This window comes from Rhodococcus sp. 05-2254-2 (assembly GCF_002259095.1).
Classification (GTDB): Bacteria; Actinomycetota; Actinomycetes; order Mycobacteriales; family Mycobacteriaceae; genus Rhodococcoides.
In genome coordinates this window covers 107644-127980 of record NZ_NOZJ01000003.1, presented here as the reverse complement: position 1 = coordinate 127980, position 20337 = coordinate 107644, and the positions used below count along the sequence as shown (strand labels likewise).

The window sequence follows — 20337 nt, the reverse complement described above, 5'->3', positions numbered from 1 at the left end:
CTCGGTGTGATGCGGGCTAACTCTATACATAGTTTGATAGCTTAGTTACTGTAGTGATTGTCAGAAAACTGAGGGACTAGGGCAGGAGCCGACCATGTTGCCGACTCGGCCGCCGGACATCGACCTCGCCCGGACGTATCGCGAACGCGGGCTGTGGAGAGATCTTCCGATCGGGCATTACCTCTCGCGTGCCGCTCGCCTCTACCCCGACGCCACTGCAGTGGTGGACGGCGACCGGCGCGCGACATTCGCCGACATCGACCGTGACGCGACTCGTCTGGCGGCTGCCTTGCACGCCAGAGGAATCACCTCCGACGATGTGATCGCATTCCAACTCCCCAACTGCACCGAGGCAATCGTCGTATTCCATGCCGCGATGAAGCTCGGAGCCATCGCCAATCCGATCGTGCCGATCTACCGGTTTCGTGAGCTGCGATTCATCTTCGGTCAGTCGCGGGCGCGGATCGCCTTCGTACCCGCGGAGTTGCACGGGGTCGACGTCACCGACATGTACAGCGATCTCTCCGCCGAACTACCGGACCTCGAATCGATTGTCACCGTTGGCGATTACGTGGACGACCGACCTGGCACGAGGTGGACCGACCTGATCGGCGAGGTCACGGACTCGATGGTCGCCGACCTCGATGCTGCGACTTCTCCGTCGCCCGACGACGTCTGCTTGTTGCTCTACACGTCGGGGACGACCGCAGACCCCAAAGGCGTACTGCACAGCCACAACACGCTGGTCTACGAAAACCTTTCGATGGCGCGGTGGTTCGGACTGAACGAAACCGACGTAGTCTTCAATCCGTCCCCGGTCACGCACATCACCGGAGTCAACTGCGCTCTGGTTCTCCCGTTCGTAGTGGGCGCAACCGTGGTGTTGCAGGCCGACTGGGATCCGGTGACGGCGTTGCAGCGAGTGATCGACGAACGGTGCAGCTTCATGATCTTCTCGACGCCGTTCCTTCGAGGCTTGCTCGATGCCGCCGAGGCGACCGACTCGTCGACCCCGTCGATCCGGTACATAGTCTGCGGTGGAGCCGACATCCCCGATGCTCTGACCGCGGCGGCCACCACCCGCCTCGGCACCGTCGTTCGGATGTACGGGGCCACCGAGGGGCCGTCGGTCACCACAGCGGACCGGTGGGACCCGCCTGCCCTGCGGATGAAATCCGACGGTCGCCCCATCGAGTCGACCGAGGTGATTGTGACCGATGCCGACGGTGGACTCGCGCAGACCGGCGATGTCGGCGAGATTCTATGGCGTGGACCGGACACCTTTCTCGGCTACCTCGATGCCTCTCTCAATACGGCGGCGTTCACCGAGGACGGATTTTTCCGTACCGGTGATCTCGGCCGCTTCGACGCCAGCGGTGCCCTCCATGTGGTGGGGCGAATCAAGGACATCATCAACCGGTCGGGTGAAAAGGTCAGCGCCTACGACGTGGAGAACGAGCTCGGCGCACACCCCGACGTGCTCGAGATTGCCGTGGTGGCAGGTCCCGATCCTGTGACGGGAGAACGTGGTTGCGCATTCGTCGTCACCCGCGAGCACCGAGACCTGAGTCTCGAGGAGGTGCGTGAGTTCCTCGTGCACCGCCGAATCGCCATGCAGAAAATTCCGGAAAGCCTGTTCATCGTTGATTCGCTGCCCAAGACGGCAAGCGGAAAAATTCAGAAGTTCGCGCTGCGCAACTGGACGCAGAACCGCGTCACGGTGCCGCCGCAGATGGCTGCGATGACCTTTGCCGCAGCACACGAAAGATAGGACCTCCCAATGCCTCTCCAGCCTGATGGAATCGAACATCTCACGGTGACCGAGCCGGAACCCGGCATCGCAGTGGTCGAATTGGCCCGCGGCAAGGTCAACGCCATCGACACGCAGATGTACGGGGAGATCGCTACGGTCTTCGAGGCACTGTCGGACAACCAGGATATTCGCGCTGTGGTGCTGACCGGTCGTGGCCGAATATTCTGCGCCGGAAACGATCTCGGAAGCTTTCGGGTCATGGATTCGATCGGCGGAGAGATCGAGATGCGGGAAGCGCGCCGAGCGATTTTCGGAGTGCTGGACTGCGCACTCCCGGTGATCGCGGCCGTCAACGGCCCCTGCCTCGGAAGCGGATTCGGATTGACCTCGGTCTGCGATCTGGTGGTCGCGTCGGAGCGAGCGACCTTCGGCCTGCCGGAAATGGGGGTCGGTGTGCTCGGCGGCGGCCGGTTCACGGCCCGAATGCTGCCGCAGCAAGCCATGCGGCGGATGTTCTTCACCGCCGAAGCTGTCGACGCCGAAACCCTGCGCAGGTGGGGCGCACCGATCGAGGTCGTCCCACATGACGACTGTCCGGCCACGGCCATGACACGTGCGCGATCCATTGCGTCGAAGAGCCGCTACGCACTCACCCTGGCGAAGAAGTCGCTCAACGGCTGCGAGGACCTCGATCTCAAGCGTGGATACGAGCTGGAACAGACGTTCACACTGCGCCTGTCCGAACACCCGGACTCGAAGTCTGCAGTCGAGGCACGTATTGCCGAGATGGCAGGAGGCAAGAAGGCATGACGCCGGATGATCGCGGTATCGACGTTCGGGCCTTCACCGAGAAGGCCGAGGCATGGCTCGAAGAAAACCTGGCGCGGCGAAGCAACGAATCGACCGATTCGAGTTACGCGATCTTCCACGATCGCAGCCACGTCGAGGAGCAGCAGCTCATCGACGCAGCCAAACGCTGGCAGGGGGTGCGCGTCGACGCCGGCTTCGGAGCCATCACGTGGGCTCCGGAATGGGGCGGTCCGGGGTTGACCGCAAGCCACGAGCGCGCGTTCGTCGGGCTCGAGCGAGACTTCGCAGCGCCGGACCGGCACGAAAGCGTCCTTGTCACTGTCGAACTGGTGGCCCCGACAATTCATGCCCTGGGCACGGACGAGCAGAAGCAGCAGTTCGTCACGTCCTTTCTGCGGGCCGAACAACTGTGTTGTCAGCTGTTCTCGGAGCCCGGAGCCGGTTCCGACCTCGCCGGATTGTCCACCAAGGCAACGAAAACCGACGGTGGCTGGCGGGTGAACGGCCAGAAAGTGTGGAGCTCGGGAGCCCAGTTCTCGGAATGGGGTCTACTCATCGCCCGCACCGATACGACAGTCCCGAAACACCGGGGTATGACGGCATTCATGGTGCCGATGCACACCCCGGGTGTCGATATCAGACCGATCCGCCAGATGTCCGGTGGCTCGACCTTCAACGAAGTGTTCTTCTCCGATGTCGAATTGCCGGACTCGCTGCGCCTCGGAGCCGAGGGGGACGGCTGGACTGTCGCACTCACGACGCTCGGCTTCGAGCGAAGTTCGAGCGCAGGAATTGTCAGCGCCGGAGGAAACAGTGCCGACTTGGTCCGGCTGGCAAAGACTTTGGGCATAACCGACGACCCACTGGTTCGCCAGCAGCTCGCCGACGCGGCGATCTACGAGCGAGCCGCGGCGTTGCTGGTAGCCCGGTACGCCGAGCGAGAGTTGGCCGGGGCGGTCCCGGGCGTGGAGGGTTCCATCGGCAAGCTGGTCTGGACTCAGAACCTCAAGCGAATCGGCGACGCCGCGGCGTCGTTCCTCGGGCCGAGCATCCTGGCCGACACCGGGGTGCCCGACACCTTCGCCTGGACCGAGCATCTTCTCGGCGCACCCGGCTACCGAATTGCCGGGGGCTCGGACGAGATTCAGCGCAACATCATCGGCGAACGCGGACTCGGCTTGCCGCGTGAACCACGGGAAGGCCTCGTATGAGACTCGAACTGTCCGAAGAACAGCAGGACCTGAGCAGTAGTCTGCGCGCGTCCTTGTCCAGAACTGCCGCAGGACGGGATGTATGGCCTGCGCTTCTGGAGATGGGCTTGACCGAGATTCCGTTCCCCGAACACGTCGGCGGTGCGGGCTTCACGCTGAAGGACACTGTTGTCGTGATGTCCGAACTCGGTCGATCTCTCGGAAGTGCTCCGTACTTCTCGTCGGTGATCTTGGCCGGGCTCACTCTGCTGCATGCCGGTTCCGATGCTGCCTGCGCGCAGTACCTCCCGCCGATCGCCGATGGCTCCGCCACTGCAGCGCTCGTGACGGGATTTCCCTTCGGCACGTCGCTCGTCACCGCGCGCGTACAGGATTCCGACACCGTCGTTCTCGACGGTGCCCAGGAGTCCGTCGTCGACGGCTCCGATGCCGATGTGTTGCTCGTGGTCGCGAACGGATCGGACGGACCTCACCTCGCTGCGATCGACGCACACGCAGAGGGAGTTATCCGAACTCGCCGAGAAACATTGGATTTCACCCGAGGGCTTGCTCGCGTCGAATTCTCCGGTGCCCTCGCGCACCGAATCACCGGCGCAGACATGTCGGCCGGTCTCGACACAGCGCAAGCAGTGGCGATCACGGCACTTGCCGCCGAGCAAGTGGGCGCGGCGCGGGCCTGCCTGGAGATGTCGGTGGACTATGCGAAGACCCGGCGACAATTCGGCCGGGCCATCGGGTCGTTCCAAGCGATCAAGCATCGTCTGACCGACATGTCGATCGCGATCGAACTGGCCGAGGCCGCTGTGCTCGACGCCGCGGGAGCCGACACGCGACGCGGCCCGGAGTTCTCCGTCGCTGCGGCCACCGCGCGAGTGCTCGCTTCGCGGGCCGCTACGTTCGCCGCCGAGGAGTCAATCCAGATCCACGGGGGCATCGGCTTCACGTGGGAACACCCATTGCACAGGTACTTTCGTCGGGCCAAGACCAGCGAGCTCCTGTTCGGAAGCACCACCCTGCACGTGGAGGCCGTTGCGGCCGCCCTCGTGCAGGGTCCCTGAGGGCCCTAGGCCCCTACCACCAACAACAGGTCACCGCCCTCGACCGGTGCCCCGCCGCCGATCAGCACTCGGGTGACAACGCCTGCGGTGGTCGCGGTGATCGTCGCTTCCATCTTCATCGCTTCGATGGATCCGACCGACTCCCCCTTGTCCACGGTGTCACCCTCTTTCACCGACAGCGTCACCACGCCGCTGAAAGGTGCGGACAGATGAGCAGGATCGGTGCGGTCTGCCTTCTCGGCGGACCGTGAGGCGCTCTCGATGCTCCGATCACGCACACGCACCGGCCGCAGTTGACCGTTGAGGACGCACAACACATTTCGACTTCCCGAGGGGTCGGGATCGGAGATCGCCTCCAATCCGATGAGCAATTCCACCCCCGGTTCGAGCACGACTCGATGTTCTTCGCCCTGTCGCAACCCGTAGAAATACTGATTGGTCGACAGCTGCGACGTATCGCCGTAGCTGTCGCGGTGTCGCTCGAACTCAGCAGCTGGCCCCGGGAACAGCAACCTGTTCAACGTCTCTTGCCGCTCGCGTCCCGACGTTGCCAGAGCCGCTCGATCCGCGGCACCGACCGAAACCTGCGGGGAGGCCTCTGCCCTCCCCTTCAGCGCCCGACTCCGCAGCGGTTCGGGCCAACCTCCGGCCGGCGTGCCGAGATCACCACGGAAGAAGTCGACGACCGATCCTGGAATGTCGTAGCTCGACGGGTCGGCAGCGAATTCCGCTGCGGTGGCATCTGCACCGACCAGAGCCATCGCCAGGTCCCCCACGACCTTCGAGGACGGTGTGACCTTGGTGATCCGCCCCAGAATGCGGTCTGCACCTTCGTACGCCTCCTCGATGTCCTCGAAGCGCTCCGCAAGTCCCAATGCGGCCGCCTGCTGCCTGAGATTGGAGAGTTGGCCACCCGGGATCTCGTGCGTGTACACCCGTCCCGTCGGTGCCCGCAGTCCGGATTCGAAGGGCGCATACGCCGATCGCACTGCAGCCCAGTACGGTTCGAGGTCGCATACCGAGCCGAGATCGAGGCCGGTTGCGCGATCGGTGTGTTCGGTTGCGGCCACGATGGCCGACAGTGCCGGCTGGCTCGTCGTGCCGGCGAGCGCCGCGCTTGCGCCGTCCACAGCGTCTACTCCCGCTTGCCACGCGGCGTAATAGGTAGCTAACTGGCCGCCCGGTGTGTCGTGGGTGTGCAGGTGCACGGGGAGGTCGAACCGTGACCGCAAGGCGGTGACCAAGGTGGCTGCCGCAGCCGGACGCAGCAGGCCGGCCATGTCCTTGACGGCCAGAACATGAGCTCCCGCCTCGACGATCTCCTCGGCCAACCGGAGATAGTAGTCGAGGGTGTAGAGGCTCTCGCCCGGATCGGCCAGGTCACCGGTGTAGGACATTGCCACCTCCGCCACCGCGACACCGGTATCACGCACCGCATCGATCGCGGGCCTCATCTGATCGACATTGTTCAGAGCATCGAAGATTCGGAAGATGTCGATACCGGTCTCGGCCGCCTCCGCCACGAAAGCATGCGTCACGCTGTCCGGATAAGCCGTGTATCCCACGGTGTTCCGGCCGCGCAGCAGCATCTGGAGACAGATGTTGGGCATCGCGGATCGCAACAGCGCGAGCCGTTCCCACGGATTCTCGTGCAGGAAGCGCAGCGCGACATCGTACGTTGCACCACCCCACGCCTCCACCGACAACAGCTGCGGTGTCAGTCGCGCGACGTGGGGTGCCACGGCCACCAGATCACGGGTGCGTATCCGCGTGGCCAGCAGCGATTGATGAGCGTCCCGAAACGTCGTATCGGTCACTGCAAGAGCGGAGGCCGAGCGAAGATCGGCTGCGAAGCCGGCCGGGCCGAGTGCACGGAGCCGATCGCGGGAGCCTGCAGGCGGGGCTGTGTGAGCGTCAATGGGAGGAAGCTTGTCGACGGGGTACACCGGCGACGGACGTTCCCCGTGCGGGCGGTTGACGGTCACGTCTGCGAGATACCGAAGAATACGAGAGCCGCGGTCTGCAGAGACGTTCTGCGTCAACAGAAGTGGATGGCCCTCGATGAAGTTCGTGTCGACGTTCCATGCGAGAAAGTCCGGATCTTCCAGGACCGCTTGCAGAAACGAAATGTTGGTCGCGACTCCTCGCACCCGGAACTCGGTGACCGCGCGCCGGGAGCGAGCACAGGCCGTCGCGAAATCTGCTGCTCTGCAGATGATCTTGACGAGCATCGAGTCGAAGTGAGGGCTGATCTCCGATCCGACTCCGACGCTGCCGTCCAATCGCACACCCGATCCTCCCGGTGTGCGGTAGGCGGTGATCTCACCGGTGTCGGGACGGAATCCGTCGGTTGGATCCTCCGTGGTGATCCGGCATTGAATCGCCGACCTCCGGATTTCTATGTCGTCCTGGCTCAGACCCAGATCGGCCAGGGTGTCTCCGAATGCGATCCGCAGTTGCGACGTCACCAGGTCCACGTCGGTGATCTCCTCGGTGACGGTGTGCTCCACCTGGATTCTGGGATTCATCTCGATGAAGACGTAGTTTCCGTGCGGATCGAGCAGAAACTCGACAGTGCCGGCGCAGGTGTAGCCGATGTGTCGAGCGAAGGCCACCGCATCGGCACACATCTGTTGCCGGAGTTCGGGATCGAGACCGGGTGCGGGCGCCACTTCGACGACCTTCTGGTGACGTCGCTGCAGTGAGCAGTCCCGCTCGAACAGATGGATGATTTCCCCACTCGAATCGCCGAGGATTTGCACCTCGATATGCCGGGGATCGATGACCGCCTGTTCGAGGAACACGGTCCCGTCACCGAATGCGGCTTTCGCTTCACGCGAGGCTGCCTCGATCGCGTCTCGGAGTTGCTCCGGCGCAGGCACTCTGCGCATTCCACGTCCACCGCCACCGGCGACCGCTTTGACGAACAGGGGGAAAGTCATGGCCCGGGCCGCGTCGATCAGCACGTCCGGCTCGTCGGACGGAGGCGACGAAGCCAAGACCGGCAACCCGGCCGCTTTCGCTGCGGCGATCGCCCGGGACTTGTCACCGGTGAGCTCGAGGACCTCGACCGATGGACCGACGAAGGTGATGCCGGCATCCTTGCACGCCGTTGCCAATGCCGGGTTCTCCGAAAGGAATCCGTATCCGGGATACACCGCGTCGGCTCCCGACTCACGTACCGCAGCCATGACAGCGTCGACCGAAAGGTAAGCGCCGACCGGGTTTCCCGGGTCACCGATCTGGTACGCCTCGAAGGCCTTGGCGCGATGAGCGGAGTTTCGATCCTCGAAAGGATAGACCGCAACCGTCGAGGCGCCGAGTTCGACGGCGGCACGGAAAGCACGGACAGCAATCTCTCCGCGATTGGCGACGAGGACTTTTTCGAACATGGAGTTCCTCTCCAAGACCAGGGATGTGATCCGAGTCTCGCACAAGACAGTGACCATTACTACACTTCATATAAAGTTACTGTGGAGATTTTCGCCGTCGTCACATGCGTGCGACTTGCCGGAAAATATCTCTGTACATGTTTCTTTTGCTCCACAGTTTCTATAGTGTGACTTGAAATACAGTCCGGCATCAACGGCAGAGGAGCACTCAGTGAGCGTCGAGAACGATCGCGACAGCTGGATCACCGACTGGGAGTTCAGCGAGCGGTACCCGGTGTACACCCGAGCCAACGCCGGGGAAGTACTTCCCGACCCGTCGAGTCCCCTGAATGTGACCCTTGTCTGGAACAAGGGCCTCAACATCGGCTGGCGCGAAGGATATGTGGAACACCTCGGCACTCACCTGGCCTCCGAGATCGACGAGACCATGCCACAGATCATCGGCAACTTCGGCGGCTACCACTACACCAACTTCTCGATGACCGAGCTGAACGGAGCCCGCCTGCCGGGCTTGACCGTTCCGGTCTGGAACAGCCTGTGGGTCGGCGATCACCCCGACATCCCGGAATACGTCGAACAGCCCTGGCACCAGAACGACCGACTCACTGCAGGATTGGCCGACAAGACCGCGTGGGCACTGACCACCGACACCTTTCCCGAGGCAGAGGAGGCGAAGCGTCGCGCGGACGACGCCCGCGCCGCGCGCCCCGACATTGCTGCACTGACTGATCGCGAACTGGTCGACCACGCGCGATCCTTCGTTCCGGACCTCGTTTTCTGTTACGCCTACCACCCCGTGACCACCACACTCTCGACCATGGGGCCGGCCGTAGCCGGAGCCCTTCTCGATGCGATCGGTGAGGCCGACAAGCTCGGCGACCTCCTCAGCGGGCTGGGCGGAGTCGACTCGGCAGAACCGTCGTACGCCCTGTGGAACATGGGTCGGTCGGTGGCGAAGTCCGCGGAACTGACCTCCCTGTTCGACTCCGGTCTCGCCACCCTCCTCGAGGCCGTCGACGCCAGTGACTCCCCCGATGCGAAGCAGTTCCGCCAGGACTTCGACGACTTTCTGTACAAGTTCGGATCGCGCGCCCCGAACGAGTGGGACATCCGTTCCGACAGTTGGGAATCGAAGCCGGTGCTCGCTTTGCTCGCCATCAACGGCATGCGCCTGAGTCCCGACGAATCCGACCCCGAGGTCATCAGAGGGCGCAACGAGAACAAGCGCATCGCACTCACCGCGGAGCTCGCCGCCAAGATGCCCGACGACACAACTCGTCAGAGTTTCCTCGACGCCGCCAAATCCATCACCAAGTTCATGCCCTGGCGGGAGCGGACCAAGACGGCCTGCGTCAAGGTCATGGGCGAGATGCGCACGGCCCTCTACGAATTGGGCCATCGTATGGTCGATCGCGGCATCATGGGCGACCATCACGACGTCACCATGTTGCTCGACGACGAACTCGACGCGTTCGTCGCCGATCCCGAAACTTTCAAGAGCACCATCGCGGAGCGGCGCGAGCAGTACCTCGCGCTCTTCGACCTGGAGCCCCCCTTCTTCTTGTTCGAGCCACTCCCGCTCTCGCAGTGGCCCAGAAGGACCGAGAACAAGGCGCAGGTCGCAGCTCCCGGCGATTCGATGACCGGAGTCGGTGGTGCACCGGGGGTCAGTCGTGGACGAGCACGCATCCTTCATGATCCCTACGAGGTCGGTGACCTCGCCGAGGGAGACATCATCGTCGCTCCGCAGACGGACCCGGCCTGGACTCCGCTCTTCGTGTTTGCCGGCGGCGTCGTCGTCAACGTCGGTGCCACCATCACTCACTCGTCGATCGTGTGCCGTGAACTGGGCATCCCATGCGCGGTCTCGGTGCAGGACGCCACCCTGAGAATTCCCGACGGTGCAATGATCGAGGTCGACGGAAACACGGGAACGGTGACCGTACTATGAGTCTCGCAATCGGGTTGTCCCTTCCTCAGCTCGGCGAACACGTCGATGCCGGGGCCGTCCGCGCCTTCGCCACCTCGGCCGAGGAACTGGGCTTCTCGAGCCTGTGGGTTCAGGAGCACCTGTTCTATCCCGAGCAGAACGAATCGATCTACGGCGGGCGACACACCACCAGTGTGCATCCGGCGTATCGCTCGGTACTCGGTGCCACCGAACTGATGGCGTTCACCGCGGCCTGCACTCGGACTGTCACCATCGGCAGCAGCATTCTGGTGGCCGGCTACCATCGTCCGGTCGAATTGGCGCAACGCTTGTCGACTCTGGACCTGCTGTCGGGCGGACGACTCGTGGCAGGACTCGGGGCCGGCTGGTCCGATGAAGAACATGCTCAGATGGACGTCGATCCGCGCACCCGTGGCCGTCGGATGGGCGAATTGGTGCGGGCCGTGCAGGCCTGTTGGGGACCCGACCCGGTGGAATTCGAAGGCGAGTTCTTCACCATCCCCCGGTCCATCGTGCGCCCCAAACCAGTGCAGCAGCCACACCCACCACTGCTTTCTGGTCTTCGTTCGGCGACCGGATTGAAGCGCACCGCAGCACTGTTCGACATCTGGAACCCCAGCAGTGGCAGCCCGGAGGCTCTGCTCGAACAACTCGAGACGATGCGGGGCCTGCGTCCGGAAGGTGCACACCCGGTGCGATTGTTCCTACGTTCCTACCTGCAGCGTCCGACGGACGCCGTCGGATCCGGAGGCCAAGGCATCGACGGGGTAAGAGGCGACATCCGCACTGCCCTGGCGGCAGGCGCAGAACACCTGATCGTCGAGCCCAACTTCTGGGACGCGATGCGTTCGCCGAACGATTGGGTCGACGCACCGGCACAGTTGGCAGTCCTGCTCGACGACGTCGAGGAACTGTCGACGGCGAGCGCATCGTGAACACCGTCGCTGTGGTCACAGGTGCAGGTTCGGGTATCGGCCGTGCGACCGCTGAGATCATCCTCGAAAACGGCGGCTCGGTCGTTGCATTCGACACCGCCGCGGAATCCTTGGATTGGTTGTCCGGCAACGACAATGCGGTGCCGTTCGTCGGCGACGTCACCCGACAGGACGACAACCGCGCAGCGGTGCGTCACGCGGAGACCTCGTTCGGACACCTCGACGCGCTGGTGCTCAATGCCGGTGTTCCAGCTTCCGGATCCATCGAAACCCTCGACATGGAGGTCTTCGACCGCTCGATCGAGGTCAACCTTCGCGCCGTCGTACTCGGTGTGCGCGAATCGATTCCCGCGTTCCGGCGCACAGGCCGCGGTTCGATCGTGATCACCGCGTCCGCAACCGCGCTCGGTGGCGAGCCGAACCGCTGGCCGTACGCCGCGGCCAAAGCCGGCGCTGTGAACCTCGCGCGGTCCTTCGCCCTCGACCTGGCGAACGACCGAATCCGCGTCAACGCCGTCTGCCCAGGGCCCATCAGCACCGGCATGACCCGACGCATCGAGGACAACACCCCCGACCGCTACGAAGCGCTCAAAACGATGATCCCCCTACACCGTTGGGGCACCGCTCGGGAGGTGGGCGAGGTCATCGCATTCCTGGCCTCGCCGCTGGCGTCGTTCGTCACCGGTGTCGCGATTCCGGTCGACGGCGGGGCCACCTGCGGGAGCGGTCAGACAGTGCCGGTGCCGGCTCCCGCCTGACCCACCGCGTCAACGGCTCGGGTCCACCAGCACCTTGGCGTGCCGACTCGTCCCGGAATCGAGTTCGGCGAACATCCCGACCAATTCACCGAGCCCGATAGTGCCTGTGTGCAAGGACTTCAGGTCGATTCGACCTTCGGCAACCAGCGTCATCGCACCGATGAAGTCCTCGTGCGAGTACGCCAGCGAGCCGATCACCGTGAGCTCCCTCGACTGCCAATCGCCGTAGCTGACCGAGGAATCGGTGCCCGGATACCCGAGCAACGCCAGGGTCCCGCCGCGTCTGACGAGCTCGGCGGAGGGCTGCATCAACGCGGCGACTCCGGTGCACTCGAACAGGACATCCGCGCCGAGACCACCGGTGACCTCACCGAGCAGCGCTGCGAGATCCGCCGGTTCCACCACGTCTGCGAAGCCCAGATCCGTTGCTGCCGCTCGACGTGCGGCCGACGGCTCGCTGACGAGAATGCGGCCTGCTCCGGCGGTACGTGCGTGTTGCGCGGTCAGTAGACCGATAGGACCCGCACCCTGAACGACCACCGTGGACCCCAGCGTGATCGCGGCACGTTTGACGGCATGGAACGTCACGGTCGCCGGCTCCATCAACGCGGCCTCCTCGTCGGACAATGCGTCGAGCACCGGAATCGCTCGGCGAGCCGACACCGTGAGGGTGGTGGCAAACCCGCCGTGCACGGGTGCGTCGTCGGTGATGCCGTTGGCTTCTGCAAAGGCCAGGTCGCAGTGAGCGGCGTGACCTGCCCGGCATTGGGCACACACACCGCACGCAGGCCCGACACCGGCCACCACGCGTTGACCCACCCGCAGGGTGGTCACGTTCTCACCGACGGCGCTGATCGTGCCTGTCCATTCATGTCCGAACACGGCCGGTGGCAGAGCAGCGGACGAGTATCCGTGTGTGTCGGTCGCACAGATACCGCAGTAGCGGATGTCGACGACAACAGCGTCGGGGGCAGGCGGCGATGCGGCTTCGATCGTCGTCTCCGCGGTTCCGGGTGCGACGACGTGGACGTACTTGCGCTCGACGGTGCCGGTCATGACAGTATGCAATGCAGTTTGTTGGTCATGTCTCCAGTTTCTCACTTTCCGCGTCGTCGAGCACCTTTCGCGTCGCTCGACCCAGTTCTGCAATCCACGCCCGCGTGTCGGCCGCGCTACGGGCGGACGGGACCTCCACGCTCACCGCAGCCGTCGATGGGAGTGCGTGCACGAGATCGGCCAGTGGGAATGCACCCAGTCCCGGTGGGAGCCTGTCGGTTCGAGCCTCGGTGATCGCAGCATTCAGGTCGTCCGAGGGCTCCGCCGACGCTGCATCACAGATCTGCCAGTACGGCAACGAGTTCTCGTCGACGGCGTCGAGATCGGCCAGCTCCGATCCCGCCCGGATCCAATGCAGGGCGTCGACGAGGACGCCGGAATCGCTCCCCCGAGCTTCGGCGACGAATGCAGCAGCGGCAGTGAAGTCCCGAACAGACGAGAAAATCATCGGCTCGAGACAACACCGTAGGCCGTACGCCCCGGACAACTCCGACAGGAGGTCGAAGTTGTCGATTGCTCGACTGCGATCGTCATCGAGCACCGTCACGAGCAGATGCTTCGCCCCGAGTTCGGCACCTGCCTCGACAATCGCCGACCAATCGCCCTCGGAGCTTCCGGGATGCAGCTTGACCACCTCGACATCGAGAACGCGAATCCCGTTGTGCGCCAACGCAGATGCTGTATCCCGCAGCAGCGCCGATCCCGCCGGGAGAAGGAATCCCCTGTCCCGTTCGCCCTGCGCCACCCGGATACCCACCGCGTCGAAGCCACCCGACGCAGCGCAGTCGATCAACTCCGGGGGTGAGAGGTGCAGCGCCGACAGATGCGACAGGGACAGAACCCGAGGCGTCACTTCTGCCAGAGTGTCTCGAATTCACCCTGGTAATCCGCGACACCGACGTAGTACCCGGTATCCTCGTCGAGGACTGCCGACCCGATGTTGTCACTGTTGAGCAATTGCGTGGGGAGGAACGCGGCGTCGGCCGCTGCGAGGTCGTCGCCGTTGAAATGCCGCGCCAGAGTGTCGATGACGCGCCACCCCAGAATCTGCACCGGGAAGCCGACCCACACACTGTTGTCGCCACCCTTCAGCGACTCGAGGTTGTCCGGTGTTGGCGTCTGACCGGCGAAAGTCACCTGATCGGTCAGGCTCGCACCACGCAGCGCCGCATCGACACCCAACACGAGATCGCCGAAGGAGAAGACCGCGTAGTTGATGGTCGGGTCCCGCTGGAGTGTACTGACGACGCTCTGCGGAGTCTTGGTGCCGAGATCGGTGACCTGCTGATTCACGAGTTGGGTGGTGCAGTCCGGGCACTGGGCTTCCAACTGAGCTGTGAATGCGTCGGTGAAGACGTTGAGGATCGAGTAGTCGGTGATCGAGAAGATCGCGACATTCGCCTGCCCATCGCTGTCTGCGACGACCTGACTCGCGACCATCTTTCCCCACTCCTCGACCTGAGCGTCGCCGTCCAAGGCGGTGGAGATGACACCGGCGACGGGAGGGCCCGCGATACTGTCCGCGATGACGGGAATGCCCGCGGCATCGGCAGATTCGATCTGCCGGGTGAGCATCGTGAGCGGGGTACCAGAGATGTGGATCGCGTCCGGCCGCAGCGCGATTGCCTGGTCCATCGCCTTGGGTGCCGCTTCGGCGTCGGTGCCCATCAATACTCGCTGATAGCGCCACCCGAGGACGTCCGCCGCCTGCTGAATGGCATCGTTCTTCGCGCTCGAGATCGGTTGCGGGGTCTCGATACTGATGACGTACTTGCCGCTGTCCGGAGCTCTGCTCAACGGCGTCGTCAGAACCAGATCGGCCGGCGGGGCCTCGTACTGATCGGCGACGGCCTGCGCGCCGGCGACGTCGGCAGCTTCTCCGGTCGCCGTCGTCTCGTCCGAGCTGCTGCATGCGGACACCAACAAGCTTGCGGACACGAGGGCAACGAAAGCCTTCGTCCAGTTGGTCGATTTCACGTGATCACCTTTCGGGTGGAGGAGAGTTCAGGTACGGCGGGCGGTCCGGGCCGCGAGAGCCACGGCGACGATGAGGGCGAGTCCGTTGAAGAGGTCGTTGACGAAGCTGGGAGCACCGGCCAACTGCAGTCCCTTCACACCGGTGGCAAGCAGGTAGATGGCGATCAGCGTGCCCAGTACGTTGACCCGCCCGGCGCGTATCTGAGTCGAGCCGAGGAAGACGGCCGAGAACGCCGGCAGCAGGTACGACGGGCCGATGTCGGGCGCGGCGGTGCCGAGCTTGGCTGCCAGGACGACTCCGGTGAAGGCCGCGATGGTGGCCGACGTCATCAACGCGCCGAACATGATTCGCTCGACTCGTAGTCCGGCGAGCCGTGCGGCCTGACGGTTGCCACCGGTGGCGTAGAAGTAGCGACCCAACGGGGTCTTCTCGAGTACGACGTACATCACGGCGGCGACGCCGATCATGTAGAAAAAGGGAAGGGGTAGACCGAGGAACGGCTTGCTTCCCAGATCGAGGAAGCCGTCGGTGAACCCCTCGGTGATCTGTTTGCCGTCCGTGACCCAGTAGGTCCCCGCCAGCAGAATGCTCGACATTCCCAGAGTGGCAATGAACGAGTCGACCTTGAGCTTGACGACGACGAAACCGTTGACTGCCCCGATCAGCGCACCGCAGAGCAGAGTGGTGACGACGGCGATGGGGGTGCTGACGCCCTGCGAGAGCTGGTAGGACACCATCGCGACCGAGAAGCCCATGATGCCTGCGATGGACAGATCGAACACCCCGGCAGCCAGTGGCACGATCAAACCGATGGCCAGCATCGCCGTGATCGCCTGGTCGCCGGCGATGATGCGGAAATTCCCCTGTGTCATGAAGGTGTCCGGAATCCAGAGTGCGAAGAGCGCGATGACAACGATCCACACATAGAGACCGCTGAAGCGGTCGAGTCCGAGATTCGGTCGTCGTCGAGCCGTGCGCCGTTCCGTACCACCCCTACCTCCGGGCGGCGGAGTGTGCGGCGACGCTGCTGTGCCTTCGTGGGATTGTGTTGTCATGGTGATCCTTTCACCGAGGGTCTGCGCCGGACCGCACAGCAGCGGAAGCGGGTTTCTTGAGAGTCGAGGCCGTCAAGCGATCCGGGTCGATGCGAGGGCGGGAGAATTCGTCGACCACCCGGCCTGCCGACAGAACCAGCACCCGATCGCACAATCGCGTGAGTTCCCCGTGATCGGTGGACACCACGAGCACCGCGGCACCGTCCTGCGCGGCCTTGTCCACGAGCGCATGGATGTCGGCCTGAGCACCGATGTCGACACCCTGCGTCGGCTCGTCCAACAGCAACACGCGAGGACTGCGTCGAAGCCACCTGGCCAGGACGACCTTCTGCTGGTTTCCTCCGCTGAGAGTGCCGAGATGGCGCTCGGTGTCACCGGCCGGGCGCACGCCGAGTCGCTCGAGCCACGTGGCCACGTCGGACTTCTCCCGTTTCACTCGCACTATCCCACCCCGGGAGAACCCCCACGGGTCCGCGACGGAGACGTTCTCGCGAAGGGAGGCGGTAGCGAATGCAGCATTCGAAAGCCGCTCGGCAGGAACGCATCCGACGCCCGCCGACATGGCGAGGTCGGGGCGCCCCGGTTCGACGACCATACCGTCGACGACGACTGTGCCGCGTCGAGACTCGGCACCGAAGAGCGCAGGCACGATCTGCTCACGACCGGAACCGGTGATCCCGGCGATGCCGAGGACCTCACCGGACCTGATCTCGAACCCGAAGTTCTCCACCGCACCGCAACTCATGCCGGACACCTCGAGCACGGGATCCCCATCGGGGTTCGACGTCTCTTCCGGCTCGGCCAGGAAGTCGTCGATGCGACGTCCGATCATCAACTCGACGAGCCCCGATTCGTCGAGACCGTCGAGTGGACGCGTGCTCACGACTGCGCCGTCCCGCATCACGGTGACGCTGTCGCACAGCGAGAAGATCTCGTTCAGATGATGCGAGACGAACAGGACTGCGACACCGCGATCCCTGATTCTGCGCACCAGCTCGAACAGCCGAACGGACTCTGCTGCGGGAAGATTGGCCGTCGGTTCGTCGAGAACCAGTACTGCGGCTCGACCCGACCTGTCCTGAACCGCACGGGCGATCGCGAGCATGGTGCGTTCGCTCATACTGAGCGCCCCGGCGAGCTTCCCCAGTTCCAGCTCGACTCCCAATTCGGCGAGGGCGGCTTCGGCCCGGGATCGCTCGGCACGGAAGTCGATCGTTCCGACCGCGGTGGTCAGGTAGCCGTGGCCGAGTGCCAGATTGTCGACGACATCGAGGGTTTCGACCAACCCGAGTTCCTGGTGGACGAATCGCAGGCCGGCAGCTTCACCGCTGCCGGGGACACCGAGGGCCAGCTCGTGACCATCGACCGATATTCGGGCACCGTCGTCCGGGTCGTGATATCCGGCAAGCACTTTGATGAGCGTCGACTTGCCGCACCCGTTCTGGCCGACCAGCCCTCGAATCTCCCCCGGGGCCAACTGCAAGTCCACGCCGGCGAGCGCGCGATGCCCGCCGAAGGTCTTGGAAAGACTGGTGATGCTCAGTGCATCGGTCATGGAAGCCCGCCTGTGACTTGAGTTACTTGAGTCTCGCTTTTGTTACCCACGTCATACTCAACTATGTACAGGGATAAGTCCAGCAATCTGCGAAACTCGACATTGTTTGCCTCAGTGCAGGAATCATGGAACCTGCCGGAACAGCAGTACCTACGGTGACCGAACGCCGACTCTGCATATCTGCAGTCGTTCATCAGTTAGCTGCATCAATATCGACAGTGGAAATCGAGGCATCAGGGATGAGCGAGTTCGAGTTGGGCAGTGTGGTTCAGATCGCGTACATGGTCGACGACATTCACGAGGCGGCCGCCGACTTTTCGGTCCGCACCGGGGCAGGCCCGTTCTTCGTGCGTAGAAACGTCATCACGGCCGCCGACGGCCCCGACGGCAGAACGGGGGCTTTCGACCACTCATCGGCCTACGGGCAATGGGGCCGCATGCAGATCGAATTGGTGCACACGCACTCGGCCGAACCGCCGGAATTCGCCGAGACCACGCGAGCACGCGGGTGTGTGCACCACGTTGCGATCATGGTCGCGTCGTTCGCCGAGCACCAACGGCAACTCACCGAGCGTGGTTGGCCGGCCCTACTGTCGGCGTCCACCCCGCACGGCAACAACTTCGCGTTCCACGATGCGCGGCCGCAGCTCGGACATCTCCTGGAGATCTACGAGCCACGGCCGAGCATTCTCGAGCTGTACCGGCGTGTTGCCGACGCCGCGACGAACTGGGACGGAACCGATCCCGTTCGCCGCCTCTGACGCGTCTAGGCCTCGGCGAGTAGGGCAGCCGCTCGTTCACGGGCCAGCGTCAGCACCTGCGGGTTGCCGGAGTTCCAGAGAACCGTCAGTTGCTTTCGGCAGATCTTCCACTCACCGCCGACTCGCACCACCGAATCGGTGTAGTACCCGCCGATGGTGAACACGGCATCGCCGGAGGTGTTCGGGAGTACGTGCTCGGCTCGCACGTAGGTGATGACCGTGCCCCGATCACCCTCGACCGTGATGTCGAAGTTCGACAAGAAATGTTGCGACGCAACGAGCCCCGGGAACAGCATTCGCCCACGCTGCACCCAGTCCTCGGCGCGGAAGTGCCCACCGTTACCCGCGCGGTAGCTGGTGTAGTCGACGTCGATCTCGTCGGTGAACACGGATCGATACATATCCCAGTCACGCAGGTCGATCCCTCGCGCGAATCGCGCCATGAGCCGGGTGATGTCACCGGTCGCCTCGGCGCTCATGTCGCAGGCAACTGTAGGGAGATCTTCTCGAAGTACTCGTCCAGTCCATCCGGTCCGAGCTCTCGTCCGATACCCGACTTCTTCATGCCACCGAACGGTGCAAGGGCATTGAAGCGCCCCCCGTTGATGCCCACCTGACCGGTGCGCAACCTACGGGCGATGGCAATCGCTGCGTCGTCGTCGGCCGCGAACACGGCTCCGGACAACCCGTACTCGGAGTCGTTGGCAATGCGGACCGCGTCGTCGATCCCGTCGTAGGTGAGCACCGTGAGGACCGGGCCGAACACCTCTTCACGGGCGATCGCAGAATCGTTGTCGACCCGGCTCACCACCGTCGGGCGGACGAAGAATCCCGACCGTAGTCGATCGTCCAGGTCTGGCACGTCGCCCGGCCCACCGACCACGAAGTGAGCGTTCGAGGGAACTGCGGAGAGGTGATCGAGGACAGATTGCTGCTGCTCACGCGATGCCATCGGTCCGATGTCGACGGATTCGTCGAGGGGGTCACCGATCCGCTGCGAGCCGACCAACTCCGCCAGTTTCTCCTCGACGTACTCGAGGCGATCGGCGGGTACCAGCAGCCGCGTTGTCGCAGTGCAGGTCTGCCCGTTGTTGACGTAGCAGCCGCGCACCGCGGCGGTCAGAGCTGCATCGAAGTCGGCGTCGGGAGCGATGATGAAGGCGGACTTGCCGCCCAGCTCGAGGGTTACTTTCTTTATACCAGCTGCAGCCACTTGACCGACGCGCGCACCGGCCGATGTAGAGCCGGTCAGACTCACCATGTCGACGTCCGGATGACCGGCCAGCCGCTCCCCCACTCGGCCGCCGGTTCCACTGACGATGTTGAGCACGCCGGGCGGCAGAGCGGTGGAATCGGCGATCTCGGCGACGGCGAACGCGACCAGCGGGGCCACACTGCTGGGCTTGACCACGGTGGCGCATCCGGCTGCGATGGCCGGGGCGACCTTGGCGGCCAGCTGATACAGCGGATAGTTCCACGGCGTGATCGCACCGACGACACCGATGCCGACCTTCAGGATCAACGATGTCCCGCGACGTTCCTCCAACGAGGTGTCCTCGAGAATGTCCGCCATCGATCGGAAGATCGTGACTCCCAGCCCCACCTGTACGGTTCGAGACCGCGCGATCGGCGTCCCGACCTCGCGCGCCATCATCTCGGCGAGCTCGCTCTCGCGTTCGACCAGCCCGTCGGCGATCCGCCGCAACACCGAGACGCGCTCCTCGATCGAGGACTGCGACCACACATCGAAGCCGGAGCGCGCTGCGGCGACAGCGTTGTCGACGTCGGTTTCCGTTCCTGCGGGTACGCGGGCGAGCAGCTCACCCGTCGTGGCGTCGAGCACATCTATGGTGCCCCCGCCCGCGGAGGCCACCCACTTCCCGCCGATGTAGAGCTCGGTTCGGTCGTCCATGTCGCGATCCCTCTTCCCGTACGGCGGTCGGCCGAGTGGCGGCCATCACACGCAGCCTAGCCGCAAAAGGCGACATGCTGTCAAGTAACTAGCCGCAGTCAAACCTGTACAGAGTTGGACAAAGTTTCTTGACATCCACTACTATTTGAGTA

General features: G+C 64.0%; 16 protein-coding genes. 8 read left to right on the top strand and 8 right to left on the bottom strand.

Features of this window, described 5'->3' with window-relative positions; genetic code table 11:
• The first annotated feature begins 94 nt into the window (after positions 1-94).
• The 4 genes from CH283_RS05310 to CH283_RS05295 are packed head-to-tail and all read left to right on the top strand — an operon-like array spanning position 95 to position 4832.
• Entirely contained in the window at positions 95-1771 is a 1677-nt protein-coding gene (locus CH283_RS05310; RefSeq protein ID WP_094639108.1) for an AMP-binding protein, read from the top strand.
• Positions 1772-1816: 45 nt separating this feature from the next.
• A complete protein-coding gene (locus tag CH283_RS05305; RefSeq protein ID WP_231893954.1) occupies positions 1817-2563 on the top strand; it encodes an enoyl-CoA hydratase-related protein in 747 nt (248 codons plus the stop codon).
• Entirely contained in the window at positions 2560-3774 is a 1215-nt protein-coding gene (locus CH283_RS05300; protein ID WP_094639107.1) for an acyl-CoA dehydrogenase family protein, read from the top strand. Before CH283_RS05305 ends, CH283_RS05300 begins: the two co-directional genes overlap by 4 nt.
• Entirely contained in the window at positions 3771-4832 is a 1062-nt protein-coding gene (locus CH283_RS05295; protein WP_094639106.1) for an acyl-CoA dehydrogenase family protein, read from the top strand. The genes CH283_RS05300 and CH283_RS05295 overlap by 4 nt, the downstream gene beginning before the upstream one ends.
• A 5-nt stretch (positions 4833-4837) precedes the next feature.
• On the opposite strand, the gene CH283_RS05290 is transcribed toward CH283_RS05295, so the two are convergent.
• Positions 4838-8224 (bottom strand): pyruvate carboxylase, encoded by a 3387-nt coding sequence (locus CH283_RS05290; protein ID WP_094639105.1) that lies wholly within the window; start codon positions 8222-8224, stop codon positions 4838-4840.
• 211 nt (positions 8225-8435) lie between these two features.
• On the opposite strand from CH283_RS05290, the gene CH283_RS05285 reads away from it, so the two are divergent.
• From CH283_RS05285 to CH283_RS05275, 3 genes are read left to right on the top strand one after another with little or no spacing between them, the layout of a single operon-like run.
• Positions 8436-10175: a PEP-utilizing enzyme gene (locus tag CH283_RS05285; protein ID WP_094639104.1), complete on the top strand. Its 1740-nt coding sequence runs from the start codon at positions 8436-8438 to the stop codon at positions 10173-10175.
• A complete protein-coding gene (locus CH283_RS05280) occupies positions 10172-11110 on the top strand; it encodes a TIGR03619 family F420-dependent LLM class oxidoreductase (protein WP_094639103.1) in 939 nt (312 codons plus the stop codon). Before CH283_RS05285 ends, CH283_RS05280 begins: the two co-directional genes overlap by 4 nt.
• Entirely contained in the window at positions 11107-11868 is a 762-nt protein-coding gene (locus CH283_RS05275) for an SDR family NAD(P)-dependent oxidoreductase (protein WP_255183092.1), read from the top strand. The genes CH283_RS05280 and CH283_RS05275 overlap by 4 nt, the downstream gene beginning before the upstream one ends.
• A gap of 9 nt (positions 11869-11877) precedes the next feature.
• Here CH283_RS05275 and CH283_RS05270 read toward each other — a convergent pair whose 3' ends face one another.
• The 5 genes from CH283_RS05270 to CH283_RS05250 are packed head-to-tail and all read right to left on the bottom strand — an operon-like array spanning position 11878 to position 17512.
• A complete protein-coding gene (locus CH283_RS05270; RefSeq protein WP_094639102.1) occupies positions 11878-12924 on the bottom strand; it encodes a zinc-dependent alcohol dehydrogenase in 1047 nt (348 codons plus the stop codon).
• A gap of 25 nt (positions 12925-12949) precedes the next feature.
• Entirely contained in the window at positions 12950-13777 is an 828-nt protein-coding gene (locus CH283_RS05265) for a sugar phosphate isomerase/epimerase family protein (protein ID WP_231893956.1), read from the bottom strand.
• Positions 13774-14901 carry a sugar ABC transporter substrate-binding protein gene (locus tag CH283_RS05260; RefSeq protein ID WP_094639101.1) on the bottom strand — a complete coding sequence of 376 codons (1128 nt, stop codon included), beginning with the start codon at positions 14899-14901 and terminating at the stop codon, positions 13774-13776. Before CH283_RS05260 ends, CH283_RS05265 begins: the two co-directional genes overlap by 4 nt.
• Before the next feature lie 27 nt (positions 14902-14928).
• Positions 14929-15957, bottom strand: a complete 1029-nt coding sequence (locus CH283_RS05255) for an ABC transporter permease (RefSeq protein ID WP_068051547.1) — start codon at positions 15955-15957, stop codon at positions 14929-14931.
• 10 nt (positions 15958-15967) lie between these two features.
• Complete coding sequence (locus CH283_RS05250; RefSeq protein ID WP_094639100.1) at positions 15968-17512, bottom strand: sugar ABC transporter ATP-binding protein; 1545 nt, start codon at positions 17510-17512, stop codon at positions 15968-15970.
• A 239-nt stretch (positions 17513-17751) separates the two neighbouring features.
• Here CH283_RS05250 and CH283_RS05245 point away from each other — a divergent pair, with 239 nt between their 5' ends.
• A complete protein-coding gene (locus tag CH283_RS05245) occupies positions 17752-18273 on the top strand; it encodes a VOC family protein (protein WP_068051551.1) in 522 nt (173 codons plus the stop codon).
• Between the two features lie 5 nt (positions 18274-18278).
• Here the strand turns inward: CH283_RS05245 and CH283_RS05240 are convergent, their stop codons facing one another.
• Positions 18279-18752 (bottom strand): nuclear transport factor 2 family protein, encoded by a 474-nt coding sequence (locus CH283_RS05240; RefSeq protein WP_068051553.1) that lies wholly within the window; start codon positions 18750-18752, stop codon positions 18279-18281.
• On the bottom strand, positions 18749-20185 hold the full coding sequence (locus CH283_RS05235) for an aldehyde dehydrogenase family protein (protein ID WP_094639099.1): 1437 nt from the start codon (positions 20183-20185) through the stop codon (positions 18749-18751). Before CH283_RS05235 ends, CH283_RS05240 begins: the two co-directional genes overlap by 4 nt.
• Between the last annotated feature and the right edge of the window lie 152 nt (positions 20186-20337).

Bases quoted from the DNA above. Each gene is read 5' to 3' on its own strand.
- CH283_RS05310 (WP_094639108.1), top strand. From the start codon at position 95: ATGTTGCCGACTCGGCCGCCGGACATCGACCTCGCCCGGACGTATCGC.
- CH283_RS05300 (WP_094639107.1), top strand. From the start codon at position 2,560: ATGACGCCGGATGATCGCGGTATCGACGTTCGGGCCTTCACCGAGAAG.
- CH283_RS05295 (WP_094639106.1), top strand. From the start codon at position 3,771: ATGAGACTCGAACTGTCCGAAGAACAGCAGGACCTGAGCAGTAGTCTG.
- CH283_RS05290 (WP_094639105.1), bottom strand. From the start codon at position 8,224: ATGTTCGAAAAAGTCCTCGTCGCCAATCGCGGAGAGATTGCTGTCCGT.
- CH283_RS05280 (WP_094639103.1), top strand. From the start codon at position 10,172: ATGAGTCTCGCAATCGGGTTGTCCCTTCCTCAGCTCGGCGAACACGTC.
- CH283_RS05270 (WP_094639102.1), bottom strand. From the start codon at position 12,924: ATGACCGGCACCGTCGAGCGCAAGTACGTCCACGTCGTCGCACCCGGA.
- CH283_RS05255 (WP_068051547.1), bottom strand. From the start codon at position 15,957: ATGACAACACAATCCCACGAAGGCACAGCAGCGTCGCCGCACACTCCG.
- CH283_RS05250 (WP_094639100.1), bottom strand. From the start codon at position 17,512: ATGACCGATGCACTGAGCATCACCAGTCTTTCCAAGACCTTCGGCGGG.
- CH283_RS05245 (WP_068051551.1), top strand. From the start codon at position 17,752: ATGAGCGAGTTCGAGTTGGGCAGTGTGGTTCAGATCGCGTACATGGTC.
- CH283_RS05240 (WP_068051553.1), bottom strand. From the start codon at position 18,752: ATGAGCGCCGAGGCGACCGGTGACATCACCCGGCTCATGGCGCGATTC.
- CH283_RS05235 (WP_094639099.1), bottom strand. From the start codon at position 20,185: ATGGACGACCGAACCGAGCTCTACATCGGCGGGAAGTGGGTGGCCTCC.